Raw genomic sequence first — 16,883 nt, forward strand, 5'->3', positions numbered from 1 at the left:
AGGTGTGCCGCGCTGCGCGCACCACACGTCAGGAGGCCTCCGCGTGTGGGGCGCGGGTGGGGCCCGTGGTTCGTGAGGTTTGATCCACGCCACCTGTGAAAGGTTGTGCGGCCATTCACAGAAAACTTATGTGGGCTGAGTCACATACCAGTTCTTCTTGTGAACACGCTTTCTGAGGCCCTAGAACTGACTCACGTGTCAGAAGACCCCAAGATCCCGGATGACGTCTGGGACCAATTCGTCCGTGATACCGAACGGGACATCCGGGCCACCGCCCCGAAGGAACCCTCCGCGCGTGCCCGTGAAGTGGCCGAGCGGCTGCGGCGACAGGAAGCGCGCGGAGAGCTGCCGGAGGGCTGGCGCACCGGCCCGGCCTGGCAGCAGAAGAAGAGCCGGCGGGGCCTGTGGGGCGTCCTCGGGATCGCCGTCGCGGTCGTGGTGGCCGTCGTCGCGGTGAAGCCGTCGCTGATACCGGGCGACCTCTTCGGCGGCGGGAGCTCCGCGGAGTCCGCCGCCTCCCCGCTGCCCCAGGAGACGGCGGCCCCGACCACGGCCCCGGCCGCCGTGGACCCCGAGATCCCCACCCTCGACGACCCGTTCGCCGGCTCTCCGGCCAAGCAGTGGGCCGACGGCGAGTCCGGGATCGTCGTACCGAAGGCCAAGGCCGTCTCCGGGCAGTCCGCGGCCAAGGTCGGCCAGGCCCTCGACCTGACCAAGAAGCTGCTGGTCGAGTCCAACCTCGCTCCGGGCACCCTGCGCGGTGAACGGCCCGCCGCGGCGCTCGCCCTGCTGGACCCCAAGCAGGGCGACGTCCTCAAGCGCCTGAACACCGGCCTGAGCAAGCCGGACAAGGACCACGACCCGCTGTCGATGTTCAGCCGCTTCGACCCCGCCGAGGTCCGGCTGGTCGGTGACGTGATCAAGCTGCGGGGCCGGATGACGTTCAAGGCCGGTGAGCACGCCTCGGTGGCCGTGCACGCCGACTACACCTTCGTCTACCCGGTCGTCCGCACCGACGGCACCACCGAGGTGACCCGCACCATCGTCCGCCGCGTCCTCGACGTCGAACTGCCCGACCCGGCGAAGTACCAGGTCACCCCGGGCAGGCTCAACGTCCTGCGGTACGACGAGAGCGCCGGCAACACGACCTGCGACGTCCACGACGGGTTCCTGCACCCGGAGTTCCCCACCACGGCGGAGCCCAGCGGACCGGCCCCCACGGGTCCGACGCGGGACCCCTACGACCGCAGTGAGGACATCGGCCGGATCAAGGACTGCGGGACGGTGTCCCGGGTCTAGTCGGCCCGTGCGAGTCCGGTGGGCTCGCGCAAGCGAAGGGCCCCGCGGGGGCGGAACCGCGGGGCCCTTCTTTCGTCAGCACCGACGTCAGGGCAGCGCCGGTGCCGGGGAGCGGCGCCGGGGGGTTGCGCCGCCTGCTCTTCCCGCCGTCGTACTCGCCGCCCCTTGGTCTGGACCTCTGGCAATGACCTCTGGCAATGCGGCGGGGCAAGGCGAGACAAGACGAATGCGGTTGTCTGCGGAGGGACTTGGGGGCTTTCTAGGCATCGTGCTGGATGGGCGCGGCCTCCGCAACCGTTTGACCCAGCCTGGTGCCGGTACTTGTCCCGCCGGCCGGCCCCGGGCGTCCCCGGAGCCGGCCGTTCTCTTGGGTGACCGGGCTGCTGTCCCCTGCCGTCCGGTCACTACTGGAGCGAGGTCCCACGACGCACGGCACGTTCCGTACGTCTCATCGCTCCAGCGAGCCACGCGTGGTTCTGTCGGGCCCGCCCCTGGCTGGCACGGACACCACGACCAACGAGGACCTGGGCGCGGCGGTCACGCGCCGTACGGGTGAGGCGGTGCCCGAACTCAGATGCGACCCCTGCACAGTTCGAGCAGCGTCATGGCGAGCGGGGTGCCCGGCTTGCCGAGCGCCTCGCGGTAGCGGCCGAGGATCTCCATCTCGCGCGCGAGGTGGACCCGCCGTCCGCCGGAGGCGATCCGGGTCTGCTGGACGACGGCCGAGACGGCCATCCGCTCCTGGATCAGGCCGATGATCCGGTCGTCGAGCGCGTCGATGCGCTCACGGGCGTCCGCGATGGTTGCTTCGGGTGTGACGGTCACGTGGGGCTCCTGGTGAGGTGGGTGCCCCGGAGCGACAGGATCCGGAAAACACCAGGCGCCCCGGACCTTGTCGGCCCGGGGCGCCTGGGAAGTCGCTTGTCAGTTGCTCAAGCGGCACGACCATGGCAGCCGGCGGGCCGGATGCCATAGGTAAACAGGGAGGTCGTCTGCGTGAGCATGGGAGCAGTATGCAGGGCCCCGCGGCGCTGTCCAACCCGGTTCGCATCCTGAGACCGGGCTCGGCCCCGGTCGGGGCCCGCGGGTCCCGGTAGACTCGGCCCCACACACACCTCGCTCACCGCCGGAAGGCAACCCGTGTCATCAGCGACCCCAGCCGCCCCCGACACCGTCCTGGTCGTCGACTTCGGCGCGCAGTACGCCCAGCTCATCGCCCGTCGTGTCCGCGAGGCCCGGGTCTACAGCGAGATCGTGCCGAGCACCATGCCGGTCGCGGAGATGCTCGCCAAGAACCCGGCGGCCATCATCCTCTCCGGCGGCCCCTCGTCGGTGTACGCGGAGGGCGCCCCGCGCCTGGACCGCGAGCTCTTCGAGTCCGGCGTCCCGGTATTCGGCATGTGCTACGGCTTCCAGCTGATGGCCACCACCCTCGGCGGCACCGTCGACAACACCGGCGCCCGCGAGTACGGTCGCACCCCGCTGCACGTCTCGAAGTCCGGCTCGACCCTGTTCGAGGGCACCCCGGACGAGCAGTCGGTGTGGATGTCCCACGGCGACGCCTGCTCCGCCGCCCCCGAGGGCTTCACCGTGACCGCGTCCACGGACGTCGTCCCGGTCGCCGCCTTCGAGAACGACGAGAAGAAGCTCTACGGCGTCCAGTACCACCCCGAGGTCATGCACTCCACGCACGGCCAGCAGGTCCTGGAGCACTTCCTGTACCGGGGTGCCGGGCTCAAGCCCGACTGGACCACGGGCAATGTGATCGAGGAGCAGGTAGCTCTCATTCGAGAGCAGGTCGGCGACAAGCGCGCGATCTGCGGTCTGTCCGGCGGCGTGGACTCCGCGGTGGCCGCGGCCCTGGTCGCGCGTGCCATTGGCGACCAGCTGACCTGCGTGTACGTCGACCACGGTCTGATGCGCAAGGGCGAGACCGAGCAGGTCGAGAAGGACTTCGTGGCCGCGACCGGCGTCAAGCTGGTCGTCGTCGACGCGGAGGAGCGCTTCCTCACGGCTCTCAAGGGGGTCTCGGACCCCGAGGAGAAGCGGAAGATCATCGGCCGGGAGTTCATCCGGGTCTTCGAGCAGGCCCAGGCCGAGATCATCGCGGACGAGGGCCCGGCGGTGGAGTTCCTCGTCCAGGGCACGCTCTACCCGGACGTGGTCGAGTCCGGCGGCGGCACCGGCACCGCCAACATCAAGTCGCACCACAACGTCGGCGGCCTCCCCGAGGACCTCGAGTTCCAGCTGATCGAGCCGCTGCGCAAGCTGTTCAAGGACGAGGTCCGGATGGTCGGCCAGGAGCTGGGGCTCCCGGACGAGATCGTCCAGCGGCAGCCCTTCCCGGGTCCCGGCCTCGGCATCCGGATCGTCGGCGAGGTCACCAAGGAGCGCCTGGACCTGCTGCGCGACGCCGACGCCATCGCCCGCGAGGAGCTGACCGCGGCCGGCCTGGACCGGGACATCTGGCAGTGCCCGGTGGTCCTGCTCGCGGACGTCCGCTCGGTCGGCGTCCAGGGCGACGGCCGCACCTACGGCCACCCGATCGTCCTGCGCCCGGTGTCCAGCGAGGACGCCATGACGGCCGACTGGTCGCGACTGCCGTACGACGTCCTCGCGAAGATCTCGACGCGGATCACCAACGAGGTGGCCGACGTCAACCGCGTGGTGCTGGACGTGACGTCGAAGCCGCCGGGCACCATCGAGTGGGAGTAGGCCTCCCGGTAGGTCTTCCTAGGTCCGCTTGAGAGTCCGCACCGGCTCTCCGGGCTTCCAGACCTGGACGACGAGGTACGTGTCGTCCTCGACGTAGGTCCGCACGACCTCCGTCAGCTCGGTGCGGAAGAGGTGGAACGGCTCCGGCGGTTCCACCTCTTCGCTGTAGGCGGCCTTGACGGCGGAGTCGGCGACCTCCCTGGCCAGTCCGCTGATCCGGACGTCTCCGCCGCCCAGGGTCTGGCCCTCGCCGGGGTTGGCCTGGAGCGCGAACCGCGGGTCACGCAGCAGGTCCCGCGCCTTGCGTGAGTCCGGCATCATGCCGAGCCAGAGTTCGCCGTTCAGGAAGCGGACCTCCAGGCCCGTGGTGCGCGGAGAGCCGTCCTTGCGGAGGGTCGCGAGAGTGTGGTGCGTGAAGGCGCCGAAGCGCTGCTCCACGGTCCTGGCAAGGTCGGGTTCCGCGGAGGAGAAGTCTGCCCAGTTCATACCGTGCAGTCTTCCGCCCATACCCGACATCTTCTGTCCGGTATCCGCTGTGTGCGCCATCTTTACAAACCACCCCTGTTCTCCTGCGCTGCCCGACGGTAACTTCCGCCCCGTAAGCAACCCAGTGCTGGAGGAACAGATGCACGGGACACCCCTCGGGCCGACTCCGCCGATGCCCGTGCCCACCGAGAAGCTCCAGTTCGCGATGCCGCCGATGCACGACTCCGTCGAGGAGGAACGCCGGCACCGCAAGGAGCGGCTCGCCGGCGCGCTGCGCACCTTCGGACGGCTCGGCTTCGAGGACGGCGTCTCCGGACACATCACCGCCCGCGACCCTCAGTTCACCGACTGCTTCTGGGTCAACCCCTTCGGCATGCCCTTCAAGCACGTCACCGTGAGCGACCTGGTGCTGGCCAACTCCGACGGCCAGGTGATCGACGGCCGCCACCACGTCAACCAGGCCGCGTTCACCGTGCACTCCCAGGTGCACGCCGCCCGCCCCGACGTCGTGGCCGTCGCCCACTGCCACTCCGTGCACGGCCGGGCGCTGGCCGCCCTCGGTGAACTCCTCGACCCGATCACCCAGGAGAGCTGCGCCTTCTACGAGGACCACGCGCTGTACGACACCTACACCGGGGTCGTCGTGGACGCCGAGGAGGGCCGCCGGATCGCCACCGCGCTCGGGTCCCGCAAGGCCCTGGTGCTGCGCAACCACGGGCTGCTGACCGTCGGGGACTCGGTGGACGCGGCGGCCTGGTGGTTCATCTCGATGGAACGCTCCAGCCAGGTCCAGCTGACGGCCCGGGCGGCGGGCCGCCCCGTGCTCATCGACCACCGGGCGGCGGTGGCGACGCGGGAACAGCTGGGCGGGGACCTGGTCGCGTGGATCAACTACCAGCCGATGTGGCAGGACATCAGCCGCAGCGAGCCGGATCTGCTGAGCTAGCGAGCCGGGTCTGCTGAGCTAGCGAGCCGGGTCTGCTGAGCCAGCGGTCCGGGTCTGCTGAGCCAGCGGTCCGGGTCTGCTGAGCCAGCGGTTCGGGTCTGCTGAGCCAGCGGTCCCGGGGGCCGGGACCAAGCTCAAAAACCCCGCAACACGGCGGCCTTCGTCGCCGCGAACTCCTCGTCCGTGAGCACCCCTTCGCGGTGCAGCTCGCCCAGCTCCCGCAGCCTGCGCAGCAGTACGTCGTGGTGGTCGGCCGCCGGCGGCAGGGCCGACGCCGTCGGCCGGGGCCGCAGGGCCCGCTCGTCGTCGTACTCGAGGCCGCCCCGGGTGGACGGGTGCGGCAGCCGGGCCGTGACCGCCGTCGCGACCAGCGCCGTGAGCAGGTCGCGGCGGGTGCTGCCCCACAGGTCGAGGGCGTACGGGTCCTTCTCGGGCGGCAGCTTCGAGAACGACGTCTCACGGGTCACGAACCGCATGAACCCGTCCTCGTAACCGGAGTTGGGCAGCCACTCCACCTGGACGAGGTCGCCCACGTCGATGATCCGCGGGCCGGTCGCGCGCTTGACGCGGTCGGAGGTGTCGGCCCAGTCGATACGGACCTGGATGCCGTCGAAGGAGACCGTGCCGTCGGAGGAGCGCACCGAGACCGGGACCGGCGGGCCGGGGAGCAGATACGTCTTCGTCGGCTCCTTGGGGATCTGGTCGAGGAGGAGGGACCGGCGGATCTCCTCGGCCACGTACTCGGCGACCCCGGCGCGGTCGACGTCCACGACCAGCCGGTACGGATCGGCCGAGTCCGGCAGCCGTCCGCCGGTCGCGTGCAGGAGGGGGTCCGCGCCCTCGCGCAGCCGCATCCTGAGCCGGCCGCGCTTGCGCTCCGGCTCGAACGCCACGCCCGCGATGGCCTCCAGGGGCACGGCGATCTCGCCGTACGTCTGCCGGAACAGTGGTACGGAACGGTGGAGTCCCGGCGTGATCCTGACCGTTGTGCCGTCGAAGACCCAGGTCCCGTCACGCTGGATGATCTCGGCCATACGCAAATTCTCGCAGCCGGGTCAACACGGCGGGGCCCGCTTCACCCGTCGCTTCACTTGCGCGGACCGGACCTGCCGGGTCCTGGGGGTGTGCCGTAGGGCACAATTCGCTGTCATCACGGGGGAGTTGTCCGGGGGCTTCAGCGGGTGGTGCGGCCGGTCGGCCGTGAGGTCATGTGGGGCCGAAGGTCCAGGAGTCTTGGGAAGGCGGGCGTCGGGCGTGGCGGTGCAGGAAGCGAGACAGGGCGCGGACGGCGGTGCGTTCGGAGTGTCCGGGGGTGCGCATGACGGTGGCTGCACCTGCGGGGACTGTCCGCACGGGGCGCGGACCGGGCATCGGCGCGCGGTGGCGGAGTTCCTGCTGAAGCGGGACGAGTTCGCCGCCGGGCAGGGACTGCCCGCCGCCGTGGCGCACTCGGCGTCGGCCTCACGGCAGTGGATCTCGGCGGAACTCACCCAGTCCGCGGAGCTCGTGGCCGAGCGGGGACGGGCCGAGGGCGCGGCCTGGCTCGCCCGGCTGTGGCGTCGTACGGCGGGTGCGGTGTGGGCCGCGGTCGTGGTGCTGGTGCTCGTCCAGGCGCTCACGGCGATCGGCGCGGGGTGGACCGCGGCGCGGACGGCGGGGCTGCTGGCCGCGCTGGTGGTGGCCGGTTCGCTGACCGCCGCGTCCTGGTTCCACCGGGCCCGGGGCGGGGTGCTCGCGCCGGTGATCGGCGAGGACAACCGGCTCTCCACGTCACGCGCGGTCGCCGTGGCGTGGGTGCTGTTCGTCGCGTACGCGGTGCTGGTCCTGGTGGGACGGCTCGCCGCGGCCTCCTCCGGCACGGAACGGGACACGCTGATCTCCGGGCTCGAACTGGCCCGGGGCGCGGGTGTCGTGACCGTGCTCGCCGTGGTGTGCGGGATCGCCGTGCTGGTACGGCGGGTGGTCGGGCTGCGGGTGCTGGGGCAGCGGCTCCAGAAGGTACGGGCGGACCGCCCGCGGGCGGCGGACCTGCTGACCGACGACTCCGGGCGGGGCAGCTTCGCCGACATCCAGTACGTCGTGATCGGCGGGGTCGCGCTGCTGTTCGCGGCCGTCCGACTGGCCCGGCGGCCGGACCAGTTGCCGGACCTGCCGTGGGGACTCGCGGTGGTGGTGCTGGTGTCGGCGGCGACCTATGTGGCGGGGAAGTACGCGGAGGGCGGGCGGCCGGTGATCCTCTCCGTGGTGCGGTCGCGCGAGGCGGGCGATCTGGACGGCCCGATCCGCACCGGCGACGACATCGAGATCCGCGGCGCCGGCTTCGTGCCGCCGGGGGCGCAGCGGGCGGACCGGCTGGCGCGGATGGTGGTGCGGATCGGCACGGTGAACGTGCAGGTGCCCTTGGTGCCGGTCGCGGGTGGCTTCAGCAACCCGGCGGACGACGTACTGACCGTGCCGGTGCCGGCGGATGTGGAGGCGGGCCGGGTGGAGGTGCAGGTGGTCACTGCGGCGGGGGTGGAGACGAACCGGTATGCGATCGACGTGACGGACTGATCGCTGCTTGGGTGCGGGTTCGGTGGGGGCGGGCACGGTGGCCGACGGTCCGGTCATGACGCAGTCGGACTGCAACTCCCCAGGGGCGCGGGGAACTGCGCGACCGGCCACGACGCACCCGCACTCGCCCGGCAACCGAACCCGGCACCCCCTCCGGCGCTCTCGAAAACTCCTCCGCACCGGATTGAGCCGCGCAGCCCCTCCATGCGTATCGTCTTGTGAGGGGTCTCGGCTCGCTGGTGAGAGGCGGCTCGGAGCGATGACTCATAGTTTTCGTACGGACACGCACGCCCCCTATTACGACGAGGCACGGTCCTGGCGGGACAGCATCAGCCAGTACGCCCTGCTTCCCCTGCGCATCTTCCTGGGCGTCACCTTCATCTACGCCGGCTTGGACAAGCTGACCGACAGTGCCTTCATGAAGGACTCCGGCTCGGGCTCCATCGGCGACATGATGCGCAGCGTGCGGGATTCCTCCGCGATTCCCGCGCTCGTCGACCTGTCTCTGAAGAATCCCGTCGGGTTCGGTTACGCCATCGCCTTCGGTGAACTCGCCGTAGGCATCGGCACCTTGCTCGGCATCCTGGCACGCCTGGCCGCACTGGGCGGTGCGCTGATCTCGCTCAGTCTGTGGCTGACGGTGAGTTGGGCCTCCGATCCCTACTACTACGGCAACGATCTCGCCTACCTGATGGCCTGGCTGCCGCTCGTGCTCGCGGGTGCCTCCGTGTTCTCCGTGGACGCCGCCTTGCGGGCCCGACGACGGCAGCGGGCGGGAGGGTACCGGTAGCTCCGGTCGGCGGAGCTACCGGTGGCGAGGCGACCGGTAGCTTCCCCTGTCGTCAGTGCGATGCGGGCGGCTGTGCCCTTTCCTCCACCTCCGGGGGTGCCTCCGTGCCCGTGCGGTGCTTGGCGCGGCGGCCGCGTATCGCGCGGGTCAGCAGTCCGACCGCGCCTGCCAGGCAGAGGCCGCCCACGACCATCGGGATCACGGCGAACCAGGGTGTGTCCCAGGCGCCGCCCGCGTCCCCGACGTAGGTGATGCCCGCGAGGGTCAGGAAGGCGCCGGCGACCAGTCTTCCCGGCTGGAACTCATGACGCAGCACGGCTCACCTCCGCCTGTCCGATGCCGACCCGCAGATCCAGGTCGACGGTGCCGGCGTTCTTGCCGTCCGAGGTCGCCGGCAGGGTGACCTCCTTGCGTTTGCCGGGCTGCACGTCCACGTCCCGCTGGTCGTCGCCCGGCAGCTGGATGTCGCCCACTCCCACGTCGATGCTCGCCTTCACGGTCACGTCCGGCGGCACGATCACCACCAGCCGGCCGACACCCACGTCGGCATGGGTCGTCACGGTCCGGCCCTTGGCCACGTCCAGCTTGCTCAGGTCCAAGGTCCCCACGCCGGTGCCGAGTTCGTACTCCGGGCGGACCTCCGTCACCGCCGCCGGTTTCCAGGTGGTGCGGACCCAGTGCGTGGTGATGTCCTTCGGCAGGGCCGCGGAGGTGGCCAGCAGCCCTGCCGTGATGACGGCGAGGAAGAGCGAGCCCGCTCCGGTGCGGCCCAGGAAGGAGCTGATGGCCATGCCGACGCCGAAGACGATGAGCGCGCAGGCCAGGCCGGTCTGAAGACTCGTGCCGAGCGGGTGGTGCTCCCAGGTCGCTCCGGTGGCGAGGCCGCCCGCCAGCAGGGCGAACAGGAAGATCCAGCCGCCGATCCAGCGCGGTCCGCGGGGCTTGGGCGGCCGGGTGTAGGCCGCGCGGAGGTCCTCACGTCGGTTCCACGGGGTGCCGAGACCGATGTTGACGGCCGCCGCGATGTCACGGTCGCGGGAGTCCAGGGGCCCCCACAGATAGCCCGTGCCGCCGACATGGGTGCCGTCCTTGACGATGGGGTCGCGCCACCAGGAAGGGGAGCCGGCCGGTACCGGCGGTGCCTGGGCCTCCGGCGGGGCGTCGGCGACGGCCTGCGCGGAGAGCGGGTCCGGGTCGGGGGTGCCGCGGTTGCGCGACCAGTAGCCGGCGCCCGCGAGGAGCAGGGAGAGCACCAGGGCGAAGGTCAGCACGCCGGTGTTGCTCAGCATGGTGAGGAAGACTCCGCAGCCGACCAGGGCGAACAGCACTCCGGTCAGGGCCTGGCCGTCCACCCGGCCGGTGAGGAGCTTGCGCACCTCGTTCTCGTCCTCGTCCTCGTACGGGACCAGGAGCCAGGCGAAGCCGTAGAAGATGAGGCCGATGCCGCCCGTCGCCGAGAGCACGGCGAGGGTGATCCGGAAGATCACCGGGTCCATGTCGCACTGCCGCCCCAGCCCGGCGCACACCCCGGCGAGCTGCTTGTGCCGCCGGTCGCGCCGGAAGGAGAGGGGAGCGGGGGCAGGGCCGGGCTCCGTGGTGGGCTCGCGGGTGGGACTTCCGGTGTCGTGTGCGGCTGTGGGGGGTGCCGTGCCTCCTTCTTCTTCCCTGTGCGCGCCCGCGCCCACGCCCGCGCCGAGGCCGGCGCCGGTGCTCCGGTCCGGGCCTCCGCCGGATCCGGAGGCCGCGGCGTGCTGGTGATCTGTCATGTGTCCATGGTGACGGGCGGGAGGGCCCGGCGGGAGTCGGAACGACCCTGGCCGGACCCTGATATCGGCCCTGAGAGGGGGGAGGGAGGTGTTCGGAGGGCGCGCCGTTCGAAGATCAGGGGAGTCTCGGGGGCCAACCCTGATGCCCCCGCACCCCGGCCGTGTGACGATCGATGGCATGCCGGAAGCCGCAGCAGCGCCCCTCGTCGAACCGCGGCCGCCGCGCAAGCTCTACCGCAGCAGCGACGGACGCTGGCTGGGTGGTGTGGCGCGGGGGCTCGCCGGGCATCTCGGGCTGCCCGTCATCTGGGTGCGGCTCGTCTTCGTCGGCCTGTTCATGGCGGACGGCCTCGGTGCCCTGCTGTATGCCGCGTTCTGGTTCTTCGTGCCGCTCGGCGTCGGCGGGGTCGGTGGACAGCGGCCCCCGTCCCTGGTCACGACGGAGACCTCGCCGGACGGCCGCCGCAGACTGGTCGCCCGCCGCCCCGACAGGGGCCAGATCGTGGCCCTGCTGCTCATGGTCGTCGTGGCCATGGTCTTCGTCGGCAACGTCAATGTGGGCAACGGGGCCAAGGCGTACCTCTGGCCGGCCGTCCTCGTCGGCGCCGGTGTCGCCCTCGTCTGGCGCCAGGCGGACAATGCCCGCCGGGCCCGCTGGATGGAGGTCGGCCGCCGTCGGCGCACCCTGAGCCTGCTGCGTGCCGCGGGCGGTGTCCTCCTCGTCACCGCGGGTGTCTCCGGGGTCTTCGTCCTCCAGGGTTCCGCCGCCCACCTCGGCTCCGTCCTCCAGGCGGCCCTAGCGGTCCTCGTAGGGATAACGCTGCTCGCGGGGCCGTATCTCGTCCGGATGACCCAGGACCTCTCCGAGGAGCGCCTGATGCGCATCCGTGCCCAGGAGCGCGCCGAGGTCGCCGCCCATGTCCACGACTCCGTGCTGCACACCCTCACCCTGATCCAGCGCAACGCGGAGAACCCCGGTGAGGTCCGTCGCCTCGCCCGCGCCCAGGAGCGCGACCTGCGCACCTGGCTCTACAAACCCGAGGGCACCGGCAAGGACGAGGCCGACGAGCCCACCGATCTCGCCGACGCGGTGCGGCGCAATGCGGCCGAGGTGGAGGACAAGCACGGCGTCCCGATCGAGGTCGTGGTCGTCGGGGACTGCCCGCTCGACGAGCGGACCGGCGCGCAGATGCAGGCCGCGCGCGAGGCGATGGTCAACGCCGCCAAGTACGGTGGCGAGGGCGGCGCCGTACAGGTCTACGCCGAAGTCGAGGGCAGGACGGTCTTCGTGTCCGTCCGGGACCGCGGTCCCGGCTTCGACCTCGACTCGATACCCGCCGACCGGATGGGTGTCAGACAATCGATCATCGGCCGCATGGAGCGCCACGGCGGCACGGCCCGGCTGCGCGCGGTGCCGGGCGGCGGCACGGAGGTCGAGCTGGAGATGGAGAGGGCGGAGAAGACGTCATGAGTGACCCCACCGAGGCGAACACCGAACCCGTGGAGCCCGCGGGGGGAGCGGGCCGGCGGCACGTGCGCGTGGTCCTCGTCGACGACCACCGGATGTTCCGTACCGGCGTCCAGGCCGAGATCGGCCGGACCGAGGAGACCGGTGTCGAGGTCGTCGGGGAGGCCGCGGACGTCGAGCAGGCCGTCACCGTCATCACCGCGACCCGCCCCGAGGTCGTCCTGCTCGACGTCCACCTCCCGGGCGGCGGCGGGGTCGAAGTGCTGCGCCGCTGCGCCCCGTTGATGGCCGACCCCGAGCAGCCCGTCCGCTTCCTCGCCCTGTCCGTCTCGGACGCGGCCGAGGACGTGATCGGGGTGATCCGGGGCGGTGCGCGCGGCTATGTGACGAAGACGATCACGGGCACGGACCTCGTGGACTCCGTCTTCCGCGTCCAGGAGGGCGACGCGGTGTTCTCCCCGCGGCTCGCGGGCTTCGTCCTGGACGCCTTCGCCTCCACCGACGCCCCACCGGTCGACGAGGACCTCGACCGTCTCACCCAGCGCGAGCGCGAGGTGCTGCGGCTCATCGCGCGGGGCTACGCCTACAAGGAGATCGCCAAGCAGCTGTTCATCTCGGTGAAGACGGTCGAGTCCCATGTCTCGGCAGTCCTGCGGAAGTTGCAGCTGTCCAACCGTCATGAGCTGACGCGATGGGCGACCGCACGGCGACTGGTCTGACCCCGCGCGCGTCCGGGGCGCACTCGTCCGGGCCTCACTCGTCGGGGCCCGCTCACACCACCCGGGTGGCTCCCGCGAAGGGCATCTCGTCGATCGGCGCCTCCCGTACCGGTGCCGACGGGTTCGGGGCGTGGATCATCATGCCGTTGCCGATGTAGAGGCCGACATGGCTGATGCCGGAGTAGAAGAACACGAGGTCGCCGGGGAGGAGTTCGGAGCGGGAGACGCGCCGGCCGGCGTCGATCTGGGCGTAGGTCGTGCGGGGCAGGGAGATGCCCGCGGAGCGGTACGCGGCCTGGACGAGGCCCGAGCAGTCGAAGGCGTCCGGGCCGGTGGCGCCCCAGACATAGGGGCTGCCGAGCTTGGAGTAGGCGTAGGAGACGGCCGCCGCGGCACGGGAGTTGGGGGCCTGCGCGAGGGCCGCGGCGGGTGTCGTCAGGCCCTGGCGTGCGCCCGTCGTGTCACGTGAGGCGCGAGCCCCGGCCTCACCCACCCCCGCGCGTTCCCCGGCCGGCAGCTGAGTGAGCAGGCGGCGGGCCGCCTCCAGCTTCCCGGTGATCGTCTTCTTGTGGCGCCTCAGCTCCGCCTGACGGGACTTCAGCGCGTCCAGCTCGATGTGTGCGGCACCGCGCAGTTGCTCGATCTCCCGCAGCTGCCGGCGGACGTTCGCCACCGAGGCCGCCTGTCTGCTGCCGGCCCGTTCGACGAACTCGGCGCCGTCCAGGTAGTGGTCGGGGTCGTCGGAGAGGGCGAGCTGCATAGCGGGGTCGAGTCCGCCGCCCCGGTACTGCGCGGCGGCGATCGCGCCCAGGCCGTCCCGGGCCTCGTTGAGCTGCGCGGTCCTGCGGGCCGCCTGGTCGCGCAGGGCGTTGAGCCGGGTCTCGGCGGCCTCCGCCTTCTCCTTCGCGCCGTTGTACTTCTCGGTGGCGGTCTCCGCCTCCTGGTAGAGCTGGTCCACCTTCGCCTTGACCTGCGTGGGCGTGAGCTGCGGCTCGGCGTGTCCGGTCCCGTCGAAGCCCGCCGCGGTCGCCGCCCCGGCGAGGGCGATCGTCGCCGCCGTACGGACCGTATGGCCGCCGGCCGAGCGTTGACGGGGCTTGCGGTGCGCTGCCACGTGGACTGCACGTCCTTTCGTCCGACCGCCGCCCCGGGACCCGGGGACGTACGGACGCCAGGAGGGAGCGGCCGTACGACCGCCCGGGGCGGTGTGCGCGTCCGGCGACGGCCCACACAGGGGGAGCGGACCGCCGCCGGACCTTCTCGGCGGTGGTGGCCGACTGCCGCCCCTGGCCCGGGCGGCGGTGGGGAGCCGGTCACCTGGTGGAGGACGCTAAACCTGGGTGTGTCCGGGAGGTAACGCGTTGTGCGGAAGTGCCGTCAGGTAATCGACTGGTGACCGAAGGTGACCGCGATCCCGGGGTGCCGTCGTCGACTTCGCGTGGTGGGCTGACCGAAGTCGGGATTTTCTGCCGCTCCGGAGGTTTGGAGTGCTACGGGCCGCATATATGCACGCTCTCCGACGGGGGCGGTGCGGGCGCTCCTAAGGGACCGCAATAGGCTCCGGCCCCATGGACGTACTCATCCATCTCTTCGTCGGCCTGCACATCATCGGGATCGCCTCGCTGCTCGGCGGTTTCCTCACCCAGATGAAGGCGATGGGCCAGGGCGCCGCCCGGTTCGTCCCCGCGATGCTGCACGGCGCCGCGACCATGCTGGTCACCGGGGTGATCCTGGTCGGCCTCAACCAGGCCGACGACCAGCACGTCAACAACATCAAGATCGGCGTGAAGCTGGCCCTGCTGATCGTGATCCTCGGACTCGTCTACGTGAAGCGCGACGACGAGAAGATCGACAAGGGACTGTTCGGCCTGGTCGGCGCGCTGACCACGGCCAACGTCTTCATCGCGGTCCTGTGGACCTGAGAGCGGCGCGCGCCTCGGCGACCGCTCCCACGGTGACGGCGAGCCAGGCCGCCACCGCGATCCACAGCAGCACCTCACCCGGCACCTTCAGCCAGGAGACGTCCACGGCGGAGGCGACCGACAGGGTCGCCGCGGCGGACATGCCCATGGGGAAGACGGTGGCCCAGCGCCGCACGTCGTAGCGCGGCCGCGGCCGCACCCACTCGGCCCCGAGCAGCACGGCGTACCAGGCCAGGTCCAGCACCAGCAGCGTGACGGTCACCGCGCGCAGCACGCCCAGGTCGTCGTCGTTCCACAGGTACAGGGGCGCCCTGTCCGCGACGATCAGCTGCGCGCCGGCCAGCGCCGAGATACCGAGCGCGCCGCCCGCGATCCAGTGGTCCCCGTGACCCTCCAGCACCTGGCCCGGGTCGAAACGGAAGAGCGCGACGCCGTACAGGACCAGACCGAGCCAGAACAGCACGAGCGCGGTGTGCGCGAGCCAGGCCGCCGACTCGGCCGCCGCGAGGGTGGCGCCGAGGACCGCGAGGCCTTCGGTCGCCACGCAGCCCAGGAACACCCCGCCGGGCATCCGCCGCGTCCAGTGGCTCACGACGAACACGATCAGCACCGGCCACAGCAGCGCGGCCAGCGCGAGCAGCGCCTCGGCCAGGGACTGCCGGCCGAGTGCGGAGAAGCGGGTGCCGAGGACGGTGGTCGCCGCCACCGCCGTCAGGGCGCCCGGTGTCCCGGCCTCCGCGGCCCATCGGGCGCGCTCCCGCAGCAGTCGTACGGCGAACTCGGCGGCCAGTCCCAGCCAGGCCACGCAGTCGATCACCAGGGCGATCCGGGACAGCGTCTCGTAGCCGGTCAGATGCAGTCCGACCGACAGGATGCCGGTCGCCAGCACGGCGGCCCCGGCGGCGGGCGGGCGCTGCGTCCACCAGACGCGCAACGGGGAGTGCGGGGAGGTACCGGCCATGGACCGATGCTAGGAAGCCCCGCGCCCGTCGCGAGCGGGGCGCGCACGCGCGCGTGGGGGAATCGCGCGGGCGCAGGAGGGCCGCCCGCGCCACGGGACCTCAGGCCGGTCGTACCACGCTGTGGATCGCCGACTCGCCGTCGTAGTAGATCGACTCCTCGCGGACGTACGCGCCCGGCTTGGGGGCGTGGATCATCATGCCGTTCCCGATGTAAAGGCCGACATGGGTGATGCCGTCGTAGAAGAAGACCAGGTCACCGGGCTGGGCGTCGGCCAGGGGGACCGTGGTGCCGGCGTTGACCTGGTCGTAGGTGACGCGGGGGAGGGTGACGCCGGCGGCCTTCCAGGCGGCCTGGGTGAGGCCCGAGCAGTCGTAGGAGCCGGGGCCGGTGGCGCCCCACACATAGGGCTTGCCGATCTGCGCGCGGGCGAAGGCGAGGGCTTTGGCGGCCCTGGTCGCGTACGAGGGGTCGGTCGCCGTCGAGGTGCCGGTGCTCGATGTGCTCTCCTGCCGGCCCGCCTCCTGACCCGCCCCCTGCGCGGCCTTCTCCGCGGCCGCCTGCTGCCGGGCCAGCTCCGCCGCCTTGCGTGCCGCGGCCTCCTGCTTCGCCTTCTCGATCGCCGCGAGGCGGGCCTTCTCCCGGGCCGTCAGCTCCGACAGCAACTCGCGCGCGTCGGCGAGCTTCTTCTGGACGGTCGCCTTCGCGGTCCTCAGGTCGCTCTGCGTCTCGGTGAGTGACTGGAGCCTCTGGGAGGCCTCCTGACGCTTCTTCATCGTCGCCGACTGCTCGGAGACGTAGTCGTCGACCGCGCCCTTCTGACGGCTCGTGAGGCGGCCCATCAGTTGTGTCTGGTCGAAGTAGTCCTGCGGGGTGTCGGCGAGCAGGAAGGTCGCGGTGCCGGGCGCGGCGGCCCCGGTGCGGTACTGCTCGGCGGCGAAGGAACCGAGCTCCTCCCGCGCCTGGTTGAGCTTCTCGGTGCGCCGCGCGACGTCGTCCAGGAGGGTGTCGACCTGCTTGCGCTGCTTGGTCGTCCGCTCCTTGGCCGCGTTGTAGGTGTCGGTCGCCGACTCGGCCTGGCGGTACAGGTCGTCGACCTTCTTCTCGACCTCTTCGAGACTGGGCCGGTCGTCGGCCGGCGCGGCGTTCGCCGACTGGGACAGCAGGGCCACGGAGGTCAGGGCGGCCGTCGCGAGGGCCGGGGTCCGTATGCCTGCCACGCGCGTACCAGCGGGACGCGACTTGCGGTGCGACGCCAA

Annotated in this window: 16 protein-coding genes; 8 read left to right on the plus strand and 8 right to left on the minus strand. The window is 71.5% G+C overall.

What is annotated here, in order from left to right:
- Positions 1-195 precede the first annotated feature (195 nt).
- Entirely contained in the window at positions 196-1,299 is a 1,104-nt protein-coding gene (locus AQJ54_RS01760) for a hypothetical protein (protein WP_079069683.1), read from the plus strand.
- 570 nt (positions 1,300-1,869) lie between these two features.
- Here AQJ54_RS01760 and AQJ54_RS01765 read toward each other — a convergent pair.
- Positions 1,870-2,124 carry a chorismate mutase gene (locus AQJ54_RS01765; RefSeq protein ID WP_062023493.1) on the minus strand — a complete coding sequence of 85 codons (255 nt, stop codon included), beginning with the start codon at positions 2,122-2,124 and terminating at the stop codon, positions 1,870-1,872.
- 315 nt (positions 2,125-2,439) lie between these two features.
- Here AQJ54_RS01765 and guaA point away from each other — a divergent pair, with 315 nt between their 5' ends.
- Positions 2,440-4,014, plus strand: coding sequence for a glutamine-hydrolyzing GMP synthase (gene guaA / locus AQJ54_RS01770; RefSeq protein ID WP_062233139.1), 1,575 nt, complete (start codon positions 2,440-2,442; stop codon positions 4,012-4,014).
- Between the two features lie 18 nt (positions 4,015-4,032).
- Here guaA and AQJ54_RS01775 read toward each other — a convergent pair whose 3' ends face one another.
- Positions 4,033-4,500 (minus strand): pyridoxamine 5'-phosphate oxidase family protein, encoded by a 468-nt coding sequence (locus AQJ54_RS01775; RefSeq protein WP_062233142.1) that lies wholly within the window; start codon positions 4,498-4,500, stop codon positions 4,033-4,035.
- Positions 4,501-4,639: 139 nt separating this feature from the next.
- Here AQJ54_RS01775 and AQJ54_RS01780 point away from each other — a divergent pair, with 139 nt between their 5' ends.
- Positions 4,640-5,446: a class II aldolase/adducin family protein gene (locus AQJ54_RS01780; protein ID WP_062023499.1), complete on the plus strand. Its 807-nt coding sequence runs from the start codon at positions 4,640-4,642 to the stop codon at positions 5,444-5,446.
- 134 nt (positions 5,447-5,580) lie between these two features.
- Here AQJ54_RS01780 and AQJ54_RS01785 read toward each other — a convergent pair whose 3' ends face one another.
- Positions 5,581-6,480, minus strand: a complete 900-nt coding sequence (locus AQJ54_RS01785; RefSeq protein WP_062023501.1) for a DUF4429 domain-containing protein — start codon at positions 6,478-6,480, stop codon at positions 5,581-5,583.
- A gap of 220 nt (positions 6,481-6,700) precedes the next feature.
- Here AQJ54_RS01785 and AQJ54_RS01790 point away from each other — a divergent pair, with 220 nt between their 5' ends.
- Together AQJ54_RS01790 and AQJ54_RS01795 are read left to right on the plus strand one after the other, a co-directional pair.
- Entirely contained in the window at positions 6,701-7,999 is a 1,299-nt protein-coding gene (locus AQJ54_RS01790; RefSeq protein WP_062233145.1) for a hypothetical protein, read from the plus strand.
- Positions 8,000-8,258: 259 nt separating this feature from the next.
- Positions 8,259-8,789, plus strand: a complete 531-nt coding sequence (locus tag AQJ54_RS01795) for a DoxX family protein (protein ID WP_062023505.1) — start codon at positions 8,259-8,261, stop codon at positions 8,787-8,789.
- Positions 8,790-8,841: 52 nt separating this feature from the next.
- Here the strand turns inward: AQJ54_RS01795 and AQJ54_RS01800 are convergent, their stop codons facing one another.
- A complete protein-coding gene (locus AQJ54_RS01800) occupies positions 8,842-9,105 on the minus strand; it encodes a hypothetical protein (RefSeq protein ID WP_062233148.1) in 264 nt (87 codons plus the stop codon).
- A complete protein-coding gene (locus AQJ54_RS01805; RefSeq protein WP_062233151.1) occupies positions 9,092-10,555 on the minus strand; it encodes a PspC domain-containing protein in 1,464 nt (487 codons plus the stop codon). Before AQJ54_RS01805 ends, AQJ54_RS01800 begins: the two co-directional genes overlap by 14 nt.
- A 142-nt stretch (positions 10,556-10,697) precedes the next feature.
- Here AQJ54_RS01805 and AQJ54_RS01810 point away from each other — a divergent pair, with 142 nt between their 5' ends.
- Complete coding sequence (locus AQJ54_RS01810) at positions 10,698-12,026, plus strand: ATP-binding protein (protein WP_174856912.1); 1,329 nt, start codon at positions 10,698-10,700, stop codon at positions 12,024-12,026.
- Positions 12,023-12,742, plus strand: a complete 720-nt coding sequence (locus tag AQJ54_RS01815) for a LuxR C-terminal-related transcriptional regulator (RefSeq protein WP_062023511.1) — start codon at positions 12,023-12,025, stop codon at positions 12,740-12,742. Before AQJ54_RS01810 ends, AQJ54_RS01815 begins: the two co-directional genes overlap by 4 nt.
- 52 nt (positions 12,743-12,794) lie before the next feature.
- Here AQJ54_RS01815 and AQJ54_RS01820 read toward each other — a convergent pair whose 3' ends face one another.
- Positions 12,795-13,856, minus strand: a complete 1,062-nt coding sequence (locus tag AQJ54_RS01820; RefSeq protein ID WP_062233154.1) for a C40 family peptidase — start codon at positions 13,854-13,856, stop codon at positions 12,795-12,797.
- Between the two features lie 454 nt (positions 13,857-14,310).
- Here AQJ54_RS01820 and AQJ54_RS01825 point away from each other — a divergent pair, with 454 nt between their 5' ends.
- Complete coding sequence (locus AQJ54_RS01825) at positions 14,311-14,664, plus strand: hypothetical protein (RefSeq protein WP_062023515.1); 354 nt, start codon at positions 14,311-14,313, stop codon at positions 14,662-14,664.
- Here the strand turns inward: AQJ54_RS01825 and AQJ54_RS01830 are convergent.
- Entirely contained in the window at positions 14,642-15,625 is a 984-nt protein-coding gene (locus AQJ54_RS01830; RefSeq protein ID WP_062233156.1) for a tellurite resistance/C4-dicarboxylate transporter family protein, read from the minus strand. The two genes, AQJ54_RS01825 and AQJ54_RS01830, sit on opposite strands and share 23 nt — an antisense overlap.
- Positions 15,626-15,725: 100 nt before the next feature.
- The gene (locus tag AQJ54_RS01835; protein ID WP_062233160.1) at positions 15,726-16,883 is read right to left on the minus strand and encodes a C40 family peptidase; all 1,158 of its coding nucleotides are present in this window, start codon (positions 16,881-16,883) and stop codon (positions 15,726-15,728) included.

The sequence above is a fragment of the Streptomyces griseorubiginosus genome (genome assembly GCF_001514195.1).
GTDB classification, from domain to species: Bacteria; Actinomycetota; Actinomycetes; order Streptomycetales; family Streptomycetaceae; genus Streptomyces; species Streptomyces griseorubiginosus.